Annotated in this window: 14 protein-coding genes; 6 read left to right on the forward strand and 8 right to left on the reverse strand. The window is 67.2% G+C overall.

Going from position 1 to position 16,038, the window contains the following annotated elements; all coding sequences use genetic code 11:
• Positions 1 to 10: 10 nt before the first annotated feature.
• Complete coding sequence (locus ACYQ8K_RS03380; RefSeq protein WP_459967027.1) at positions 11 to 223, reverse strand: hypothetical protein; 213 nt, start codon at positions 221 to 223, stop codon at positions 11 to 13.
• Between the two features lie 64 nt (positions 224 to 287).
• Between ACYQ8K_RS03380 and ACYQ8K_RS03385 the strand changes: the two genes are divergently transcribed.
• The 4 genes from ACYQ8K_RS03385 (at position 288) to ACYQ8K_RS03400 (ending at position 6,586) form a co-directional block, all read left to right on the forward strand.
• Entirely contained in the window at positions 288 to 1,469 is a 1,182-nt protein-coding gene (locus ACYQ8K_RS03385; RefSeq protein ID WP_459967028.1) for a zinc-dependent alcohol dehydrogenase, read from the forward strand.
• Positions 1,470 to 1,561: 92 nt separating this feature from the next.
• Positions 1,562 to 3,712, forward strand: a complete 2,151-nt coding sequence (gene glgX, locus ACYQ8K_RS03390) for a glycogen debranching protein GlgX (RefSeq protein WP_459967029.1) — start codon at positions 1,562 to 1,564, stop codon at positions 3,710 to 3,712.
• A gap of 267 nt (positions 3,713 to 3,979) precedes the next feature.
• A complete protein-coding gene (locus tag ACYQ8K_RS03395) occupies positions 3,980 to 5,725 on the forward strand; it encodes a diguanylate cyclase domain-containing protein (RefSeq protein ID WP_459967030.1) in 1,746 nt (581 codons plus the stop codon).
• Positions 5,726 to 5,818: 93 nt separating this feature from the next.
• Positions 5,819 to 6,586, forward strand: a complete 768-nt coding sequence (locus ACYQ8K_RS03400; RefSeq protein WP_459967100.1) for an SDR family oxidoreductase — start codon at positions 5,819 to 5,821, stop codon at positions 6,584 to 6,586.
• On the opposite strand, the gene ACYQ8K_RS03405 is transcribed toward ACYQ8K_RS03400, so the two are convergent.
• From ACYQ8K_RS03405 to ACYQ8K_RS03415, 3 genes are all read right to left on the reverse strand, one after another.
• Positions 6,583 to 7,554 (reverse strand): aldo/keto reductase, encoded by a 972-nt coding sequence (locus tag ACYQ8K_RS03405; RefSeq protein ID WP_459967031.1) that lies wholly within the window; start codon positions 7,552 to 7,554, stop codon positions 6,583 to 6,585. The genes ACYQ8K_RS03400 and ACYQ8K_RS03405 overlap by 4 nt on opposite strands.
• Before the next feature lie 42 nt (positions 7,555 to 7,596).
• Entirely contained in the window at positions 7,597 to 8,607 is a 1,011-nt protein-coding gene (locus ACYQ8K_RS03410) for a sensor domain-containing protein (protein WP_459967032.1), read from the reverse strand.
• A gap of 71 nt (positions 8,608 to 8,678) precedes the next feature.
• Positions 8,679 to 9,752, reverse strand: coding sequence for a hypothetical protein (locus ACYQ8K_RS03415; protein ID WP_459967033.1), 1,074 nt, complete (start codon positions 9,750 to 9,752; stop codon positions 8,679 to 8,681).
• A gap of 143 nt (positions 9,753 to 9,895) precedes the next feature.
• Between ACYQ8K_RS03415 and ACYQ8K_RS03420 the strand changes: the two genes are divergently transcribed.
• The gene (locus ACYQ8K_RS03420; RefSeq protein WP_459967034.1) at positions 9,896 to 10,456 is read left to right on the forward strand and encodes a hemerythrin domain-containing protein; all 561 of its coding nucleotides are present in this window, start codon (positions 9,896 to 9,898) and stop codon (positions 10,454 to 10,456) included.
• Positions 10,457 to 10,526: 70 nt separating this feature from the next.
• Positions 10,527 to 11,201: a UdgX family uracil-DNA binding protein gene (locus tag ACYQ8K_RS03425; protein WP_459967035.1), complete on the forward strand. Its 675-nt coding sequence runs from the start codon at positions 10,527 to 10,529 to the stop codon at positions 11,199 to 11,201.
• 10 nt (positions 11,202 to 11,211) lie between these two features.
• Here the strand turns inward: ACYQ8K_RS03425 and ACYQ8K_RS03430 are convergent, their stop codons facing one another.
• The 4 genes from ACYQ8K_RS03430 to ACYQ8K_RS03445 all read right to left on the reverse strand — a co-directional run bounded on the left by ACYQ8K_RS03430 (position 11,212) and on the right by ACYQ8K_RS03445 (position 15,922).
• Entirely contained in the window at positions 11,212 to 13,005 is a 1,794-nt protein-coding gene (locus ACYQ8K_RS03430; protein ID WP_459967036.1) for a thiamine pyrophosphate-requiring protein, read from the reverse strand.
• Positions 13,006 to 13,273: 268 nt separating this feature from the next.
• A complete protein-coding gene (locus ACYQ8K_RS03435) occupies positions 13,274 to 14,329 on the reverse strand; it encodes a DNA topoisomerase IB (RefSeq protein ID WP_459967038.1) in 1,056 nt (351 codons plus the stop codon).
• Between the two features lie 128 nt (positions 14,330 to 14,457).
• Entirely contained in the window at positions 14,458 to 14,856 is a 399-nt protein-coding gene (locus ACYQ8K_RS03440) for a heme-binding protein (RefSeq protein WP_459967039.1), read from the reverse strand.
• Between the two features lie 229 nt (positions 14,857 to 15,085).
• Complete coding sequence (locus ACYQ8K_RS03445) at positions 15,086 to 15,922, reverse strand: SDR family oxidoreductase (RefSeq protein ID WP_459967040.1); 837 nt, start codon at positions 15,920 to 15,922, stop codon at positions 15,086 to 15,088.
• Positions 15,923 to 16,038 lie beyond the last annotated feature (116 nt).

The following is a 16,038-nucleotide window of genomic DNA, read 5'->3' on the forward strand; positions in this document are numbered from 1 at the left end:
GGTATTCACTTCATCGGAAAGGGCGCGGGCCGACCCTCGGCGAGGTGCCGTCGCCGTGGTCGAGCATCCGGCTGGGTTCGTAGCCGTCGCCCCAGGCGTGGTATTCAGCGTCGCGTCGCCGATGGTGGTCCAAAACCCGGGCGAGCACCGGGTCGAAGTCGATGGTGACGCCGTTGTCCAGGCGCACATCCGCTTCGGTGATTTCCTGGACCGTCAGCACCACGGGCTCAACCCGTAGCAGTGCCGGACGCGGTTTCGACCGATGCGAGGCGGGTATCGCCCTTCACATGAAGGCTGTCACGTGGCACGGCAAACGCGATGTACGGGTGGACTCGGTGCCCGACCCGAAGATCGAGCAGCCCACCGATGCCATCATCGAGGTCACCTCGACCAACATCTGCGGATCCGACCTGCACCTCTACGAGATTCTCGGGGCATTCATGAACCCCGGGGACATCCTTGGCCACGAACCCATGGGAATCGTGCGGGAGGTTGGCACCGAGGCGGGCGACCTGAGGGTGGGGGACCGGGTCGTCATCCCGTTCCAAATCTCCTGCGGCAGTTGCCAGATGTGTAGTGAGAAGCTTTACACCCAGTGCGAGACCACCCAGGTGCGCGAGCAGGGCATGGGGGCGGCGCTGTTCGGTTATTCGGAGCTCTACGGCTCGGTCCCGGGCGGACAAGCCGAGCTGCTTCGCGTCCCGCAGGCGCAGTTCACTCACATCAAAGTTCCTGTGGGACCGCCGGATTCGCGGTTCGTCTATTTGTCGGACGTGCTGCCCACGGCATGGCAGGCGGTCGACTATGCCAACATTCCGGACGGTGGGTCGGTCACCGTGCTCGGGTTGGGACCCATCGGGGACATGGCGGCGCGGATCGCCGACCACCTGGGCTACCGCGTCATCGCCGTCGACCTGGTGCCCGAGCGGCTAGGTCGCGCGGCCAAACGCGGGATCCACACCATCGATTTGAGCCGGCTCGACGGCTCGCTCGGTGACGTGATCCGTGACCTGACCGACGGCCGGGGAACCGACTCGGTCGTCGAGGCGGTCGGCATGGAGGCGCACGGCTCTCCGGCGGCAAAACTGGCGCAACAGGTCGCCGGGCTGTTGCCCGATGCGCTCGGCAAACGGGTCATGCAAACCGCCGGCGTGGACCGGTTGTCCGCGTTGTACTCCGCCATCGACATCGTGCGGCGCGGCGGAACGATCTCGTTGATCGGCGTGTACGGCGGCATGGCCGACCCGCTGCCGATGCTCACCCTGTTCGACAAGCAGGTGACCTTGCGGATGGGGCAGGCCAACGTGAAGCGCTGGGTCGACGACATCATGCCGCTGCTCACCGATGAGGACCCGCTCGGTGTCGACAGCTTCGCCACCCACGTGCTGCCGCTGGATAAGGCACCGCACGCCTACGACATCTTCCAGAAGAAACAGGACGGTGCGGTGAAGGTCATACTCAAGCCGTGATCGTTTATGGCCCAATGCTTTCCGATTAGTCCCGGCAACAGGGTGCGCGGTGCACAGTTTGACGGTTGTGTAAGCAGGGTATTGAAAACGCCATGACCACCGCAGACGCTCTCGCTCCCACGCCCACCGGAGAGGTGTGGCCGGGCAGGGCCTACCCGCTGGGCGCGACCTACGACGGCGCGGGCACCAATTTCGCCGTGTTCAGCGAGGTGGCCGAGCGGGTGGAGCTGTGCCTGTTCGACGCTGAGGGCGCCGAGAGCCGCGTGACGCTGCCGGAGGTCGACGGCTTCATCTGGCACGCGTACATCCCCAACATCGAACCCGGTCAGCGCTACGGCTACCGCGTGTACGGTCCCTACGACCCGGCCGCGGGGCAGCGCTGCAACCCGAACAAGCTGCTGGTCGACCCCTATTCGAAAGCCATCGACGGTTCGTTCGAGTGGAACCAGTCGCTGTTCAGCTACAACTTCGGCGACCCCGACAGCCGCAACGACGACGACTCCGCCGCAAGCATGCCCAAGTCGGTGGTGATCAATCCGTACTTCGACTGGGGCAACGACCGGCCGCCGGACCGTCATTACGCCGACACCGTCGTCTACGAGGCGCACGTCAAGGGCATGACCCAGACCCATCCCGACATCCCCGAGCAGCTGCGCGGTACCTACGCCGGGGTGGCGCACCCGGTGATCATCGAGCACCTGCAGAGCCTGGGCGTCACGGCCATCGAACTGATGCCCGTGCACCATTTCGCCAACGATTCCACCCTGGTCGACAAGGGGCTGTCGAACTACTGGGGCTACAACACGATTGGCTTCTTCGCGCCCGACTTCAAGTACTCCAGCGCCACCACGCCGGGCGGGCAGGTGCAGGAGTTCAAGGCCATGGTGCGCTCGCTGCACGAAGCCGGCATCGAGGTCATCCTCGACGTGGTCTACAACCACACGGCCGAGGGCAATCACCTGGGCCCGACCCTGTCGATGCGCGGCATCGACAACGCCGCCTACTACCGGCTGGTCGAGGACGACAAGCAGTACTACATGGACTACACGGGCACCGGCAACAGCCTCAACGTCGGGCACCCGCACGCGCTGCAGCTGATCATGGATTCGCTGCGCTACTGGGTGACCGAGATGCACGTCGACGGCTTCCGCTTCGACCTGGCGGCCACGCTCGCCCGCGAGTTCTACGACGTCGACCGCCTGGCAACGTTTTTCGAACTCGTGCAACAGGATCCGACCGTCAGCCAGGTCAAGCTGATCGCCGAGCCGTGGGACGTCGGCCCTGGCGGATACCAGGTGGGCAACTTCCCGCCGCAGTGGACCGAGTGGAACGGCAAGTACCGCGATACCGTCCGCGACTTCTGGCGCGGCGAGCCCGCCACCCTCGACGAGTTCGCCTACCGGCTGTCCGGATCGGCCGATCTCTACGAGCACACCGCACGGCGGCCGGTGGCGTCGATCAATTTCGTCATCGCCCACGACGGCTTCACGCTGCGCGATCTGGTGTCCTACAACGAGAAGCACAACGAGGCCAACGGCGAGGACAACAACGACGGCGAGAGCCACAACCGGTCCTGGAACTGCGGAGCCGAGGGGCCCACCGACGACGAGCAGATCAACGACCTGCGCGCCCGCCAGCAGCGCAACTTCCTGACCACCCTGCTGTTGTCCCAGGGCGTGCCGATGATCTGCCATGGCGACGAACTCGGCCGCACCCAGAACGGCAACAACAACGGCTACTGCCAGGACAACGAGCTCACCTGGATCGACTGGTCCAGCGCCGACGCCGGACTGCTGGAGTTCACCCGCGCGGTGTCGGCGCTGCGCGCCGAGCACCCGGTGTTCCGCAGGCGCCGGTTCTTCTCCGGCAAACCGCTGGGCCGCCGTGGTCAGGACGGGCTGCCCGACATCGCCTGGTTCACCCCCGAGGGTGCGGAGATGACCGACGAGGACTGGGGCGCCGGATTCGCCAAGTCGGTCACCGTGTTCCTCAACGGTCACGGCATCCCCGACCGCGATGCGCGCGGGCAGCGGATGCTCGACGACTCCTTCCTGCTGTGCTTCAACGCCCACTACGAACCGATTGAATTCACCTTGCCGCCAAAGGAATTCGGTGCCGCCTGGCGGGTGGTGGTCTTCACCGGGCCCGAAGAGGCCACGCCCGCCGACGAGGTTCCCGGGGGAGGCACGTTCACCGTGGACGCGCACACCGCCGTGGTGCTGCAGGCCCCCGACGGCGACTGACGCTCGCCCAGTGACAAGATCTCGGCCGGTGAGCCCGCGGGCCGGGTCGGCGCCGAAACGATGCGCCGGTGTATGACGACACTGTCGTCGGGAGCGACAAGCCGTCGGCCGCCTCCGCATTCATGGGTATGCGCGGCGCGGCGGGATTGATCTTGACGAAAATGCGATATTGGTCGTCGCTTTTGCGGATCATTGATGGCGTCGAACCGCTCGGCGTCGCCCCAGGATCAGCGGTCCAGAAGCCGCCCGGCAAAGAAGGGACAGTCGATGGACAGGCCGGGTCCTGCGTTGGGCGCGGAAACGGCGGTGACCCGGTGCGGCCAGGCGGTCGTCGTCGTCGTCCTTACCGTCGCCGCATCAAACTGGCTGGGCTGGACGACCGGCATCGAGCAGTTGAAACGAATCTATCCGACCTGGCCGGAAATGATGCCGTGGACCGGGCTGTGGCTCGCTGCACTGGGTCTGGCGATTCTGGCGCAACTCGGGCATCCATCGTCGCGAAGCATATGGGCCGGGCGCGTCCTGGCCGTAGCGGTGGGCGCGTTTGCGGTCATCGTGCTCGCGGAGTACGCGGCCGGCAGATCGTTCGCGCTCGACACGGTCTGGTTTGGCGATGAGGTTGGCTTGCACCAATGGTCCTGGCCCGGGCGCCCGAGCGCCCAGACGGCTTCATCAGTGCTGCCTTTGGCGACGGCGATCGCATTGGTACGAGTAGACCGCGGGGCGCGCGTGGTCTGGCCTGTCTGCATCCTGGGTGGCGCGGCTGTGCCGTTTGTCATGGTGGCGGCCTACTTGTTTGATGCATTGGCGCTGGTGGGCGTCTCGCCTTCGAAGGGCCAGGCGTTCCTGTCGGCGTCGACTCTGCTGCTTCTCGTCGCCGCGACCTCGTTGGCACGTCGCGATCGGTTTCCGCTTTCCTGGCTCCTGGCCCGCCCGGACCGGCGGTCGCTGGTCCGGTTGGTCGCCATCCTCGCCAGTTTCCCGCTTGTCGTGGCCCTGGCGAGGCCGATCTTCCTGGAGCTCGGCCTGGACGAGCACGCCGAGTGGACCTTCTCGATACTGCTGGGCACCGCGGTCGTTGGCGCGGTCACCTTCTACTTCAGTCAGCGTGAACAGAAACTGCTGATGGAGAAGGAGATAATCAACAACCAGCGCGCTTATGCGGAGATGCGCTATCGCGTCCTCGCCGATAATGCCGTGGACATCAAGGTTCACCTCCGCGGCGGCGAGGTCGTGTGGGTGTCACCAGCCGCGGAGGTTGCGCTGGGAGGCCGGTGGACCGGCTCCGAGTTCGCCCGGCACGTCCACCCCGAGGACCGCGAAGGCCTAAAAGCCGCCCTGGACAGGATTGCGGGCGGTGAGTGGGTCCGCCAACGGTTCCGAGCGTGCTCGGACGAGGGTGAATACCACTGGGTCGATGCCCACGGTAAGCCCTACGTCGACGAGCACGGCAACACCGATGGGTTGATAGCCTCGCTCCGCGTCGTCGACGACCAGGTCGAGGCCGAACAGCGCCTGGAACGGTTGGCGCGGTTCGACACGTTGACCGGGCTGGTCAACCGGGCCGAGACCCTCAGCCGGCTCGAGTCCGAATTGGCGCAGCCGCAACCCGCGGGAACGCACGTCGGCGTCCTGTTCTGCGACGTCGACCACTTCAAGGCGATCAACGACACGTGGGGGCACGGCATCGGGGACTTCGTGCTGGCAACCCTGGCGGCGCGGATTCGGACGAGCGTTCGTCGCGGCGACACGGTCGGGCGGACGGGGGGTGACGAGATACTGGTGTTGTTGCCCGGCGTGCGCAGCCCCGGCGAGCTCGCCCAGATTGCGGAAAAGATTCGCAGCAGGGTCGCCGAACCGATCCACTTGTCCGGCAACATGATTCGCGCAACGTTGAGCATCGGTGCCGCGCTTGCCGACACCGGCGACTCCGTTGACGCCATCACTGCCCGAGCGGACGCCGCCATGTACCGGGCCAAGTTGAGTGACCGGAAAACAGTCGTTCCGAATTAAGCGGCTGAGTGACCACGACGCGACGCGCCGCATCCGGTAGGTTTCTGGCGACAGCGTCTTGCGTTACAGGAGAGGGCAAATATGTCAAGGACAGTGGTGGTCGGCGCCTCCAGTGGGCTGGGGCGTTGCATAGGCGTCGGCCTTGCGCAGCGTGGCGATCAGGTGGCGCTGCTGGCCCGGCGCCGGGAGCGCATCGAAGCCGCGGCCAAGGACGCCGGCCCGAACGCGATCGCCGTCGAGTGCGACGTCACCGATCAGGCGTCCTGCCGCTCGGCCATTGATCGTGCCGCCGAGACCCTCGGCGGCATCGACAACCTCGTGTACACACCCGCCGTCGGCCCGCTGGTCCGCATGGTCGACACCGACGCCGACACCTGGCGGCGCATCTTCGACACCAACGTCATCGGCGCGTCGCTGGTGACGGCGGCGGCGGTGCCGCACCTGACCGCGTCGGCCGGCAAGGCGGTGTACCTGTCCTCCGACGCCGGCACCTTCGGGCCGCCGTGGCCGGGGCTGGGCGCATACGGCGTCAGCAAGGCCGCGCTGGAACGGCTCGTGGAAGCGTGGCGGGCCGAACACTCCGACATCGGCTTCACCAATCTGATCGTCGGCGAGTGCGCGGGCGGCGAAGGCGACGGCCAGACCGGCATGAACGAGGGCTGGGACATGGATCTCGCGATGAAGGCCGTCCCGCTGTGGTCGTCGCGCGGCTGCATGCCCGGCAAGCTGATGCCCGTCGAGGACCTGATCGACGTCGTGCACACCATCCTGCGCACCAACGCCTCGACCTCTATGCCGCTGGTGGTCGCCCGCGGCGCGCCGGCCAGCCCGGCCGCGTTCGCCGAGGCCAACCAGTCTTAGGCGCGGCCGAGCTTCTCCTTGGCCAGGTCGGTGAGGAAGCGCGCCGCCGACGTGGGCCGGAAGGCTAGCGCCGCCTCGGTGAGCGCGTCACGCGATGCGGTCGGCAGCTCGATATCGGCGGCGGCGACGTTGAACTCGAGCTGCTCGACGCTGGACGCGCCGGGAATGGCGACCACGCCGGGGTAGCTGATCAGCCAGGCCAGCGCCACCTGTGCCGGTTTCGCGTCGACGTCCTTGGCGACGTCGCGCAACAGCTGCAGCAGCGGCTCGACGCGGCGCAGGTTTTCGGTGCCGAACAGCGAGTTCACCGCGCGGACGCCGCCCGGGCGGTTGTCGACGCCGTATTTGCCGCCCAGCAGCCCCTGCTCCAACGGGCTGTAGGCGATCACGATGCGGTTCTCCCGCTCGGCGAACGGCACCAGGTTCTTCAGCGCCTTCGGGTAGGCGAGCGAGAAGTGCACCTGGTTGCTGATCACCGGCCGGCCCAGCGCGGCGTCGGCCTTCTGCCACCGCTGCAGCGAATAGTTCGAGACGCCGGCCGCGCCGATCTTGCCGCTGTCGAGTAGGTCGCGCATGCCCGGCATGATCACCGAATCGGGGAACACCGGGTTGGGCTGATGAATCTGGTACAGCGGGATGCGGTCCAGACCCAGTCGCTGCGCGCTGGCGCGGGCGCGCTGCTTGACGACGGCGGGGAAGGGTGCGACCGGCATGATCTTGCTGGCCACCGCGACGTCGGCGCGCTCGTCACCGAGCGCCTCGCCCAGGATCCGCTCGCTCTTGCCCAGGCCGTAGACCTCGGCGGTGTCGAACAGCGTGACCCCGAGGGCGCGGGCGCGGCGCACGATATCGCCCGCGGCGCCGGCCGCGTAGCTGTCCCCGTAACCCCACTCGCGTGAACCGAATTGCCAGGTGCCCAGGCCGATTCGGCTGACCCGCCCGACCCCGTCGACGTCGACGAATTTCATCCGCCCAGCCTACTTAGCCGGCGGCCGATGCGCGCGGGGCGCTCAGCCGGGGATCTTGCCGAGGATGTAGTTGGCGATGCTGACGGCCGCCGCGCGGGGCGACGCGCTGTCCGTGGTGCCGCTGGCGGACACGTTCAGGTCGATGACGACGTTCGCCTTCGCCGCGATCGCCCGGGCCGAGCGCACCTGGATGCCCTTGGGCGTCAGGTCCAGGGTGGTGATGCCGTTGCCGGCGTCGGCGGGCTCGCTCACCGACATGGGGATCGGCTGCCCGCCGGGAGCGCTCACGGTGACGGTCGAGCCGCCGCACTTGTGCCACCCCGACAGCAGGGTGCCCAGCTGCGCCTGGGCCGCGCCCGGATCGCGGAACGCCGCCACGCCCTGGATGACCTGCATGGACTTCATCATGCTGCGCGTGTCGGTGAACTCGCCGGCGTGATACCCGGCCAGCGCCCCGGGGGTGTACGCGTCCGGGCTGCCGGCGGCGATGCTTTCCCAGCACTCCGGGCGGTCGATGCTGCCGTCGTCCGGCGACCGGCCGGGGCTGTTCCAGGTCGGGCCGACGTCGAGGTTCGCGTCGGCGGTGATGTTGCGCAGCGCGTCGAGCCCGGGCAACAGGGTGGCGATGGTCTCCGGTGGAACCGTCGGCGGCGGGGGTCCGGGCGTCGTGCTGGAGCCGGGTGCCGCCCGGTGTGACGAGGTCGACCCGGCCAGCGTTGCCCAGCCGGCCAGGGCGACGACCGCCAACATGATGAAGATGTACGACAGCGTCACGCCGACCAGGGCGCGGTCCCGGCCGAGTTCGCCGGTGCGGCGGATCTGTGCCAGCCCGAGATGTCCCAGGACCGCCCCCAGGGGCGCGAACAGGAACGCGAAAACCAGCGACAGCGTCGCCATGGTGTTGATTGGAGGGCGATAGGGCGCGGGTGCGGGCGGCGGCGGCGGTATGGCGGGCGGCTGAATGGCGGGCGGTTGCACGTCGGGTGGCGGGACACGGCCAAGCGGGTCGTAGCTCAGCGGGTTCTGCCAATACGGGTCCTGCGGGTTGGTCACCCCAGTGCCTCCTTACCGGCCGAACCTGCCCGAAATGTAGCCGACGAGGGCCCTCCCCTAAACCGGGACCGTCACAGCCGCGGCTTGGCGATGCCGACCACGTAGGGCGTGTGCGCGAAGGTGAGGTAGACCCGATGCGGCCCGACGGCCATGCCCGAGAGTGCGGCCGCCTGCGCGTCGGGCGGCAACCCCGACCGATAATCGATGCTGCGGAGGATCGGGATTCGCCCGTCGGGAAAGCCGGTGAAGCTCGCCGTTTCGAGGGTCACCAGCTCGTGGTCGGTGGCGGCGTAGATCCTGGTGTCGTCGGTGCCGAGTTCGCGGATCGGCGACGGCAACCGCGTGCTGGCCAGCTCCTCCAATCCGTGTCCGCCGCGGCGGGAATCGATCGCATGCAGCGTGCCGTCGTCGCGGCCGGCGACATAGCTGCGGGTCACCGCGGTGCCGTCACCGGCCGAGACCGCGACGTCGAAGTCCAGTGAGCCGCGTTGCGCCGCCGGCGACGACGTCCCCTGGAAATGGCGGATGCCCGACGATCCGAACAGGTGATAGTCGAGCTCGCGGCCGCGGTTCGCGCCGTCGATCGTGTCGGCGCTCGTGCCGGTGACCGCGGTGGGGAGCTTGCGGTAGCCGTACTGGTCTACCGGTGTCACCGCCGTCCCGTCCGACGACAGCGCCAGCAGCATCCGCAATCCCGCGTCCTCAGATAGATAGGCCGGCGCCGGTCCGGCGTCGAAATCGCTGACCTGGCGCAGACTTTGCAGGTCGACCACGGCCACCCTGCCGCGATCGGGCTGCGGCACGAAGACGTCGCCCTCGTCCTTCCGGCTGATCTGCAGATTGCGCCCGGACGCCATGGGTGCGGAGAACCTTGTCTTGGCGTCGCCGCCCCGCTCGCCGGCGGTGACCTCGGCCAGCCGGTGATCGTCGGTGAGCGCGAGCAATGCCTGCATTCGGTAGGACCACACCGGCTCGTGCAACGCGGCGCCGGTTCGCCAGAGTTCGACGTCGGGCGCGGATTCCAACGACGATCCGGGATGCGAACACCCGGTGGTTATCGCGGCCGCCGCGACCGCTCCGACGACCCCGCAGCGCAGCAGCGCCCGCGTGCGCTGGCCCGCGCGGAGACCCATTCCGGCGCCCATCGACCGCGTGCTCCTTTCGCCGTTTGTCCAGGACATACCCCCTACGGGCACGGCCACACCCCGTTTGACGGTCGGAATCGTCGGGTAGCCGTTTCAGCGAGCGCGCACAGCCCTGCGCGTCCAACCAAGATGGGAGGGACACTGTGGCACCGACCGCCATCAAGTCGCCCACCGACGTGGTCGACTTCCTCGTCAGTCAGCACGAGCAGATCAAGGCGATGTTCGCCGAAACCCTGGCGGCATCCGGGAAGGCCCGCGAGAAGGCGTTCGTCGAACTACGCCGGATGCTCGCCGTGCACGAGACCGCGGAGGAAGAGATCATTCACCCCCGCGCCAAGCGCAAGATCGCCAACGGCACCGCCGTGGTGGATGAGCGGCTGCACGAAGAGCACGAGGCCAAGACCGTTCTGCAGAAGCTGGAGAAGCTCGACGTCGACAGCGAGGAGTTCACTCGCGAATTGACGAAGCTGCGCCACGCCGTGGTCGAACACGCCGAGCACGAGGAGCACGACGAATTCGCCAAGCTGGGTGAGGAATTGAGCGGCGAGGAGCTCGAACGCATGGGCCGCGCCGCCAAGCTCGCCGAGGCGATCGCCCCCACCCGCCCGCACGCCGGCGTGGAATCCCAAGTGGCCAACCTGGCCGCCGGGCCGTTCGCCGCGATGCTCGATCGGGCCCGCGACGCCATCATCGGCAAGGGCTGACCAAGCCGCCCAAGGCGTGGGTACCCCCGCTCGGTGGGGGAGCGGGGGCACCCACGGCCTTCATCTGATCATGGCCGCAACATCGAACGCACCTGGGGCCGCCCGCTACCTCCCGCAGGAGCGCGGCCTCGACGCGCTGCGCGATGCGGCCGAAACCTGCCACGGCTGTTCGCTTTTCGAGGATGCCACCCAAACGGTGTTCGGCAACGGCCATCCCGGGGCGCCGATCATGCTGGTGGGTGAGCAGCCCGGCGACCAGGAGGACCGCGCCGGCGAGCCGTTCGTGGGCCCGGCCGGACGACTGCTCGCCCGCGCCCTCGAGGACGCCGGGATCGACCCGGCGATGGTCTATGAGACCAACGCCGTCAAGCACTTCAAGTTCACCCGCAAGGGCGGCAAGCGGCGCATCCACCAAAAACCGGGCCGCACCGAAGTGGTCGCCTGCCGGCCCTGGCTGATCGCCGAGATCGAGGCGGTGCGACCGAAGGTCATCGTGTGCCTGGGCGCCACCGCCGCACAGTCGTTGCTGGGAGCCACATTTCGGGTATCCACCCAGCGCGGCCAGCGACTGCGGCTGCCCTCCACCGTCGATGTCGACCTGACACCCGAGCCGACCCTTGTGGCGACGGTTCATCCCTCGTCGGTGTTGCGCGATCGCAGCGACCGGCATGACGAGGTCTATAAGGCGTTCGTCGACGACCTGCGCAGCGCGGGCGCAGGGCTGGGACAAGCGGGGCTGAGTTGACCCGTTGCGGTCAACTCTTCTTGTGCGGCAAGAACTCCTGGACCTTGGTCTTCAGGCCGACCTTGACGAAGCCCACGCGATCCTCGTCACCGGAGAGCACCGCCGTGGTCGCCGACTTGAACTGCTCCCATGTCGCGTGCGGCGGGATGGGCGGCATGTCGGGGTCGGTGTAGACGTCGAGCACGGTGGGCCGATCCGCAGACAGCGCCTTGCGCCACGCGTCCGACAACTCCTCCGGGTCCTTGATGGCCACGGCACTCAGGCCCAGGCTGGCGGCGAACGCGGCGAAGTCGATATCCGGAAGATTCTGCGACTCAGCGAATTTCGGCGCACCGGCCATGGCGCGCATCTCCCAGGTCACCTGGTTGAGATCGTTGTTGTGCAGGATCGCGATGATCAGGCGGGGGTCTTTCCACTCGTTCCAGTACCGCTTGATCGTGATCAGTTCGGCCATGCCGTTCATCTGCATGGCGCCGTCGCCGGCGAACACGATGACGGGCCGGTCCGGGTGGCCGAACTTGGCGCCGATGCCGTACGGAACCCCGGGACCCATGGTGGCCAGCGTGCCCGACAGCGAACCTCGCATGTGGCCGCGGAAGCGCAGGTTGCGCGCGTACCAGTTGGCCGAGGAGCCGGAATCGGCGGTGACAATGGCATTTTCGGGAAGCAGCGGCGACAGCTCGGAGAAGAGTCGCAGCGGATTGACCGGGTGGGCGCTGACCATCGCTTCCTTTTCCATGGTCTCCCACCAGCGGGCCACGGTCTTCTCGATGCCCTCGCGCCAGGAGCGGTCCTCCTTGCGGCGCAGGTGCGGGATCAGCGCCCGCAATGCGGTTTTCGCGTCGGCGACCAGGTTGACCTCGTACGGGTAGCGCATGCCGATCATCCGGCCGTCGACGTCGATCTGCACCGCGCGGGCCTGACCGAATTCCGGCAGGAACTGCGTGTACGGGAAGCTGGAGCCGACCGTCAGCAGCGTGTCACAGTCGCGCATCATCTCGTAGCTCGGCCGGGTGCCCAGCAGTCCGATCGAGCCGGTGACCCAAGGCAATTCGTCGGAAAGCACGTCCTTGCCCAACAACGCCTTCGCCGCGCCCGCGCCGAGCAGGTCGGCGACTTCCGCCAGCTCTTGGTGGGCGCCGCGGGCGCCGGTGCCCACCAGGATGGCGACCTTCTTGCCGGCGTTGAGCACGTCGGCCGCGCGCGCGATGGCGGTGTCGTCGGGGGCGATGTCCGGGTACTCGATGCCGAGGCTGGAGGGCACCATCTTGAACGCGTGCTCGGGCGGCGAGTACGGCAGCTCTTGGACGTCACTGGGAATGATCAGCGCTGTCGGCGCCCGCTGCGTCATCGCGATCCGGATCGCGCGGTCCAGCACGTTGGGCAATTGTTCGGGGACGGTGACCATTTGGACGTAATCGCTGGCGACGTCCTTGAAGAGGTTCAGCAGGTCGACCTCCTGCTGGTAGTTCCCGCCCATGGCGCTGCGGTTGGTCTGACCCACGATGGCCACCACCGGAACATGGTCGAGTTTGGCGTCGTAGAGGCCGTTCAGGAGATGGATCGCGCCGGGACCGGATGTGGCGGCACAGACGCCGACCCGGCCGGTGAACTTCGCGTAGCCGACCGCTTCGAAGGCACTCATCTCCTCGTGGCGCGACTGGATGAACTTGGGCTTGTTGTCTGCGCGACCCCACGCCGCGAGCAGCCCGTTGATGCCGTCGCCGGGGTACCCGAATACATGTTCAACGCCCCACGCCCGCAAGCGCTCTAGCAGATAGTCGGAAACCTCTTTTTTGGACATGTTCTCCCTCCTCGGCAGACGGTCCTCGGTGCTGGCGGATGGGCATGTGTGGCTATTGTTTGAACCACCCGCACGGCGGCGCCATCGAGTCGGGGGCCAACCGGTGGCGGCCGCCGCTGACAGACGTGACCCACGCAGGCTGCCGCTACGAGGGCGGCTTGGGCACTTCCCACAGGAGCCCGATTACCCGCATTCGCCGTTGTTATTCGCTCAAACGCGGGGGGCCAGGCGACTCTCAGCCAGTTTTCAGCTGGCGATTGTCTATGGTTCAGGCGGTCTTGGGCAGGGCGGATGATCCGGAAGCGCTGTGGCCCTTGGCCACTCGCCGGATCAGCATTCGGGTCGCCTTGTCCAGGATGTCCTGGGCCACATCGGGTTTGCGGGCGCGTTCGGCGCGGCGCGCCGCCGCGGCGATGGTGAGCCCCTGCTCGTAACCGGTGACGACGCGCGGGTCCACGTAGGAACCACGCGCGACGGCCGGAGTGTTGCCAAGTTCCTCGGCCACCTCTTTCATCACCGCGGATTCGATGCGCTTGGCGACGCGGCGCGACACCGGTGGGTCGGCGTCGGCGAACGCCGCGGCCGCCAGCACCGTCCCATGCCAGGTCCGCAGGTCCTTGACGGTGTATTCGGCGCCGACCAGCTCCTTGAATCGGTCGTTGAGATCGCCGGCACGCACATCCAGCCACCCGGATGCGTTGCGGCACACCAGCAGTCGCTCGGTGCGGTTGGGCCGGCGCATCAGCGCACGCACCGCCCGTACCACTTCGGGATCCTCGATCTCCACGGTGCGGCGGACCCCGCTCTTGGCGGGGAAATCGAACTCGACCGCGTCGCGCCGGACCACCACGTGCTCACATAACAGGGTGGACAGGCCGTAGGACTCGTTTTCCTCGGCGTATTGCTCACCGCCGGCGCGAAAGTACCCGCGATCGAGCAGCCGCAGCGCGAGGGCCAATACCCGCTTGCGGGTCAAGCCCTTCCGCGTCAGGTCCTTGGCGATCTCGGTGCGCCACGCCGGTAGCCGGGTGGACAGTTCGAGCACGCGGTCGAACTTCTCCTCGGCGCGTTCCTGCTGCCAGGCGGGGTGGTACAGATACTGACGGCGGCCGGCAGCGTCGACACCCACGGCCTGAATGTGGCCGTTGCTATACGGCGAAATCCATACCTTCTTCCAGGCCGGTGGAATAACCAGGTCCTTGATGCGCTGCAGGGTTTGCGGATCCGACAGCACCTTGCCGTCCGGCCGGTAATAGGAGAAACCAGTACCGCGTCGCTGGCGCGCGATACCAGGCTTGCTCAGCTCGCTACGGCGCAGCCGCATTCTCGCCCTCCAGTTCTGGTAGCTGACTGCACAATTACCCGCCGGAGAAGTCGTTCACACCGTAGAAAATCGCGGCCGACGTGAAAACGACCCGCCACGACATCGTGGCGGGTCGTCTCGGACCGGCATCAGCCGGCCATGAACTCCTGGTAGGCCGACTCGAGGTAGGGCGGCAGCGCGGAGACATTGCACTGTCGTTCGGTGTCACCGATCGGTGCCAGGATGCCGCGCAGGTCGTTGTACTCCTGCGGGTGGCCGGTGAAGTAGCCGCGCAGGCTCGATTCGGCCTGCGGCCGCGGCTGCCCGTAGGCGGCCGTCACCACCTGGTTGGCGCCGGGGTGCGCCGCCAGATACTGCTGGGCGGAGCCCTCCACCGTGGAGACGGTGTTGTTTACACCGGCGGGGCTGCAGTCGGGTGCAGCGGCCGCCGATGGCGCACCGACGATCCCCATGGCCATTCCCCCGAGCAAGCAGCCGGCACTGATCCCGGCAACTTTCCGGCGCGCGACAATACTGCTGATTTTCATGATGTTTGTGTCCTTCGAAACGAAAATGATTTCTCTCGCCAGAGGCTCCCGATCCTCGAAATCCAAAGTAGCGGAAGCCCACAATGACCGTGTTCGCTGACGACGAACGCCGGGCGACACTAGGACCCCTCATGGAGTATTTCGCTAAGCGAACGATCAAGCGATCGCCGAATTTTTAAGAAATCGGTCCGGTTTCTAAGGAACCGACGTCGCGATCGTGACGGAATTGTTATCCGGGGCGCGGGCCAGTGCTCGGGCTCGAGCCGTCCCCGTCCACGGCATGATGCCCGTTGGTGCTGGGCGGAGCCATGGTCTGCAACCACGTGTCGATATCCGGGCCGATGACTATCGCCTGGCCCGAAGCGAGCAGCGCCCCGGTGCCCAACGCGGCGACCGCGGGTTCCACGGTTCGCACCTGCCGGCTATCGCCTTGCTGGGCAAGCAGTTTCGTTGTCAGGTCGGGCAGCCGGATGGCGTCCGGGCCGGTGATGGTGCGCGGCGTGTGCGTCTGTCCCAGGGCCGACTCGACCAACACGTCGGCGACGGTGTCGGCGGCAATGGGCTGAATCAGCCAGTCCTCGACGACCACTTCCTCGGCGGTGCAGGTCACCGCGTCGTGGTTGGTCGCGAACTCGTACCACTGCGTCGACTTGACGATCGTCGCCGGCACCGGACCGTCGAGCAGGATTTCCTTGGCTTCCCGCTTGGCTTCGTAGTAGGGAAAGCCGTCGAATACCGGGTCTTCGATGCACGCCATCGTCGACACCACGAGCCGCTGCACTTCCTGCCGGGCGCACGCGCCCATGATGTTGCGCGAGGCGGTCGCGAGCGTCTGGGTGATGTCGGACCGCCCGTCGGGCGGCACCGGATTGGACACGTCGATGGCGACGTCGACGCCCGTGAGCGCTTGCGAAAGATCCCGGCCGTTGAACAGGTCGACGCCGTGCTCGCGTGAGATCTCTACGACCGCGACGTCGCGCGATTTCAGCCTGGCCACAACGCGGGATCCGGCTGTTCCGGTTGCCCCTATGACGGCGATGGTGGTCAATTGCTTCCCCCCTTCCATGCCGCGGCCCGTAGTTCTACCCGGTAATGCGTCGTTCAAACCGACGGATTGCCCCGGGCAATGCGTGAGCTCGGGCGGGAACCGCCACCGGCGTGATCACGCGCACAGCAATCCCC

The sequence above is a fragment of the Mycobacterium sp. MUNTM1 genome (assembly GCF_054660795.1).

Bases quoted from the DNA above. Each gene is read 5' to 3' on its own strand.
- ACYQ8K_RS03405 (WP_459967031.1), bottom strand. From the start codon at position 7,554: ATGAAATTCGTCGACGTCGACGGGGTCGGGCGGGTCAGCCGAATCGGC.
- ACYQ8K_RS03445 (WP_459967040.1), bottom strand. From the start codon at position 15,922: ATGGAAGGGGGGAAGCAATTGACCACCATCGCCGTCATAGGGGCAACC.
- ACYQ8K_RS03415 (WP_459967033.1), bottom strand. From the start codon at position 9,752: ATGGGCGCCGGAATGGGTCTCCGCGCGGGCCAGCGCACGCGGGCGCTG.
- ACYQ8K_RS03435 (WP_459967038.1), bottom strand. From the start codon at position 14,329: ATGCGGCTGCGCCGTAGCGAGCTGAGCAAGCCTGGTATCGCGCGCCAG.
- ACYQ8K_RS03425 (WP_459967035.1), top strand. From the start codon at position 10,527: ATGGCCGCAACATCGAACGCACCTGGGGCCGCCCGCTACCTCCCGCAG.
- ACYQ8K_RS03395 (WP_459967030.1), top strand. From the start codon at position 3,980: ATGGACAGGCCGGGTCCTGCGTTGGGCGCGGAAACGGCGGTGACCCGG.
- ACYQ8K_RS03430 (WP_459967036.1), bottom strand. From the start codon at position 13,005: ATGTCCAAAAAAGAGGTTTCCGACTATCTGCTAGAGCGCTTGCGGGCG.
- ACYQ8K_RS03385 (WP_459967028.1), top strand. From the start codon at position 288: ATGAAGGCTGTCACGTGGCACGGCAAACGCGATGTACGGGTGGACTCG.
- glgX (WP_459967029.1), top strand. From the start codon at position 1,562: ATGACCACCGCAGACGCTCTCGCTCCCACGCCCACCGGAGAGGTGTGG.
- ACYQ8K_RS03440 (WP_459967039.1), bottom strand. From the start codon at position 14,856: ATGAAAATCAGCAGTATTGTCGCGCGCCGGAAAGTTGCCGGGATCAGT.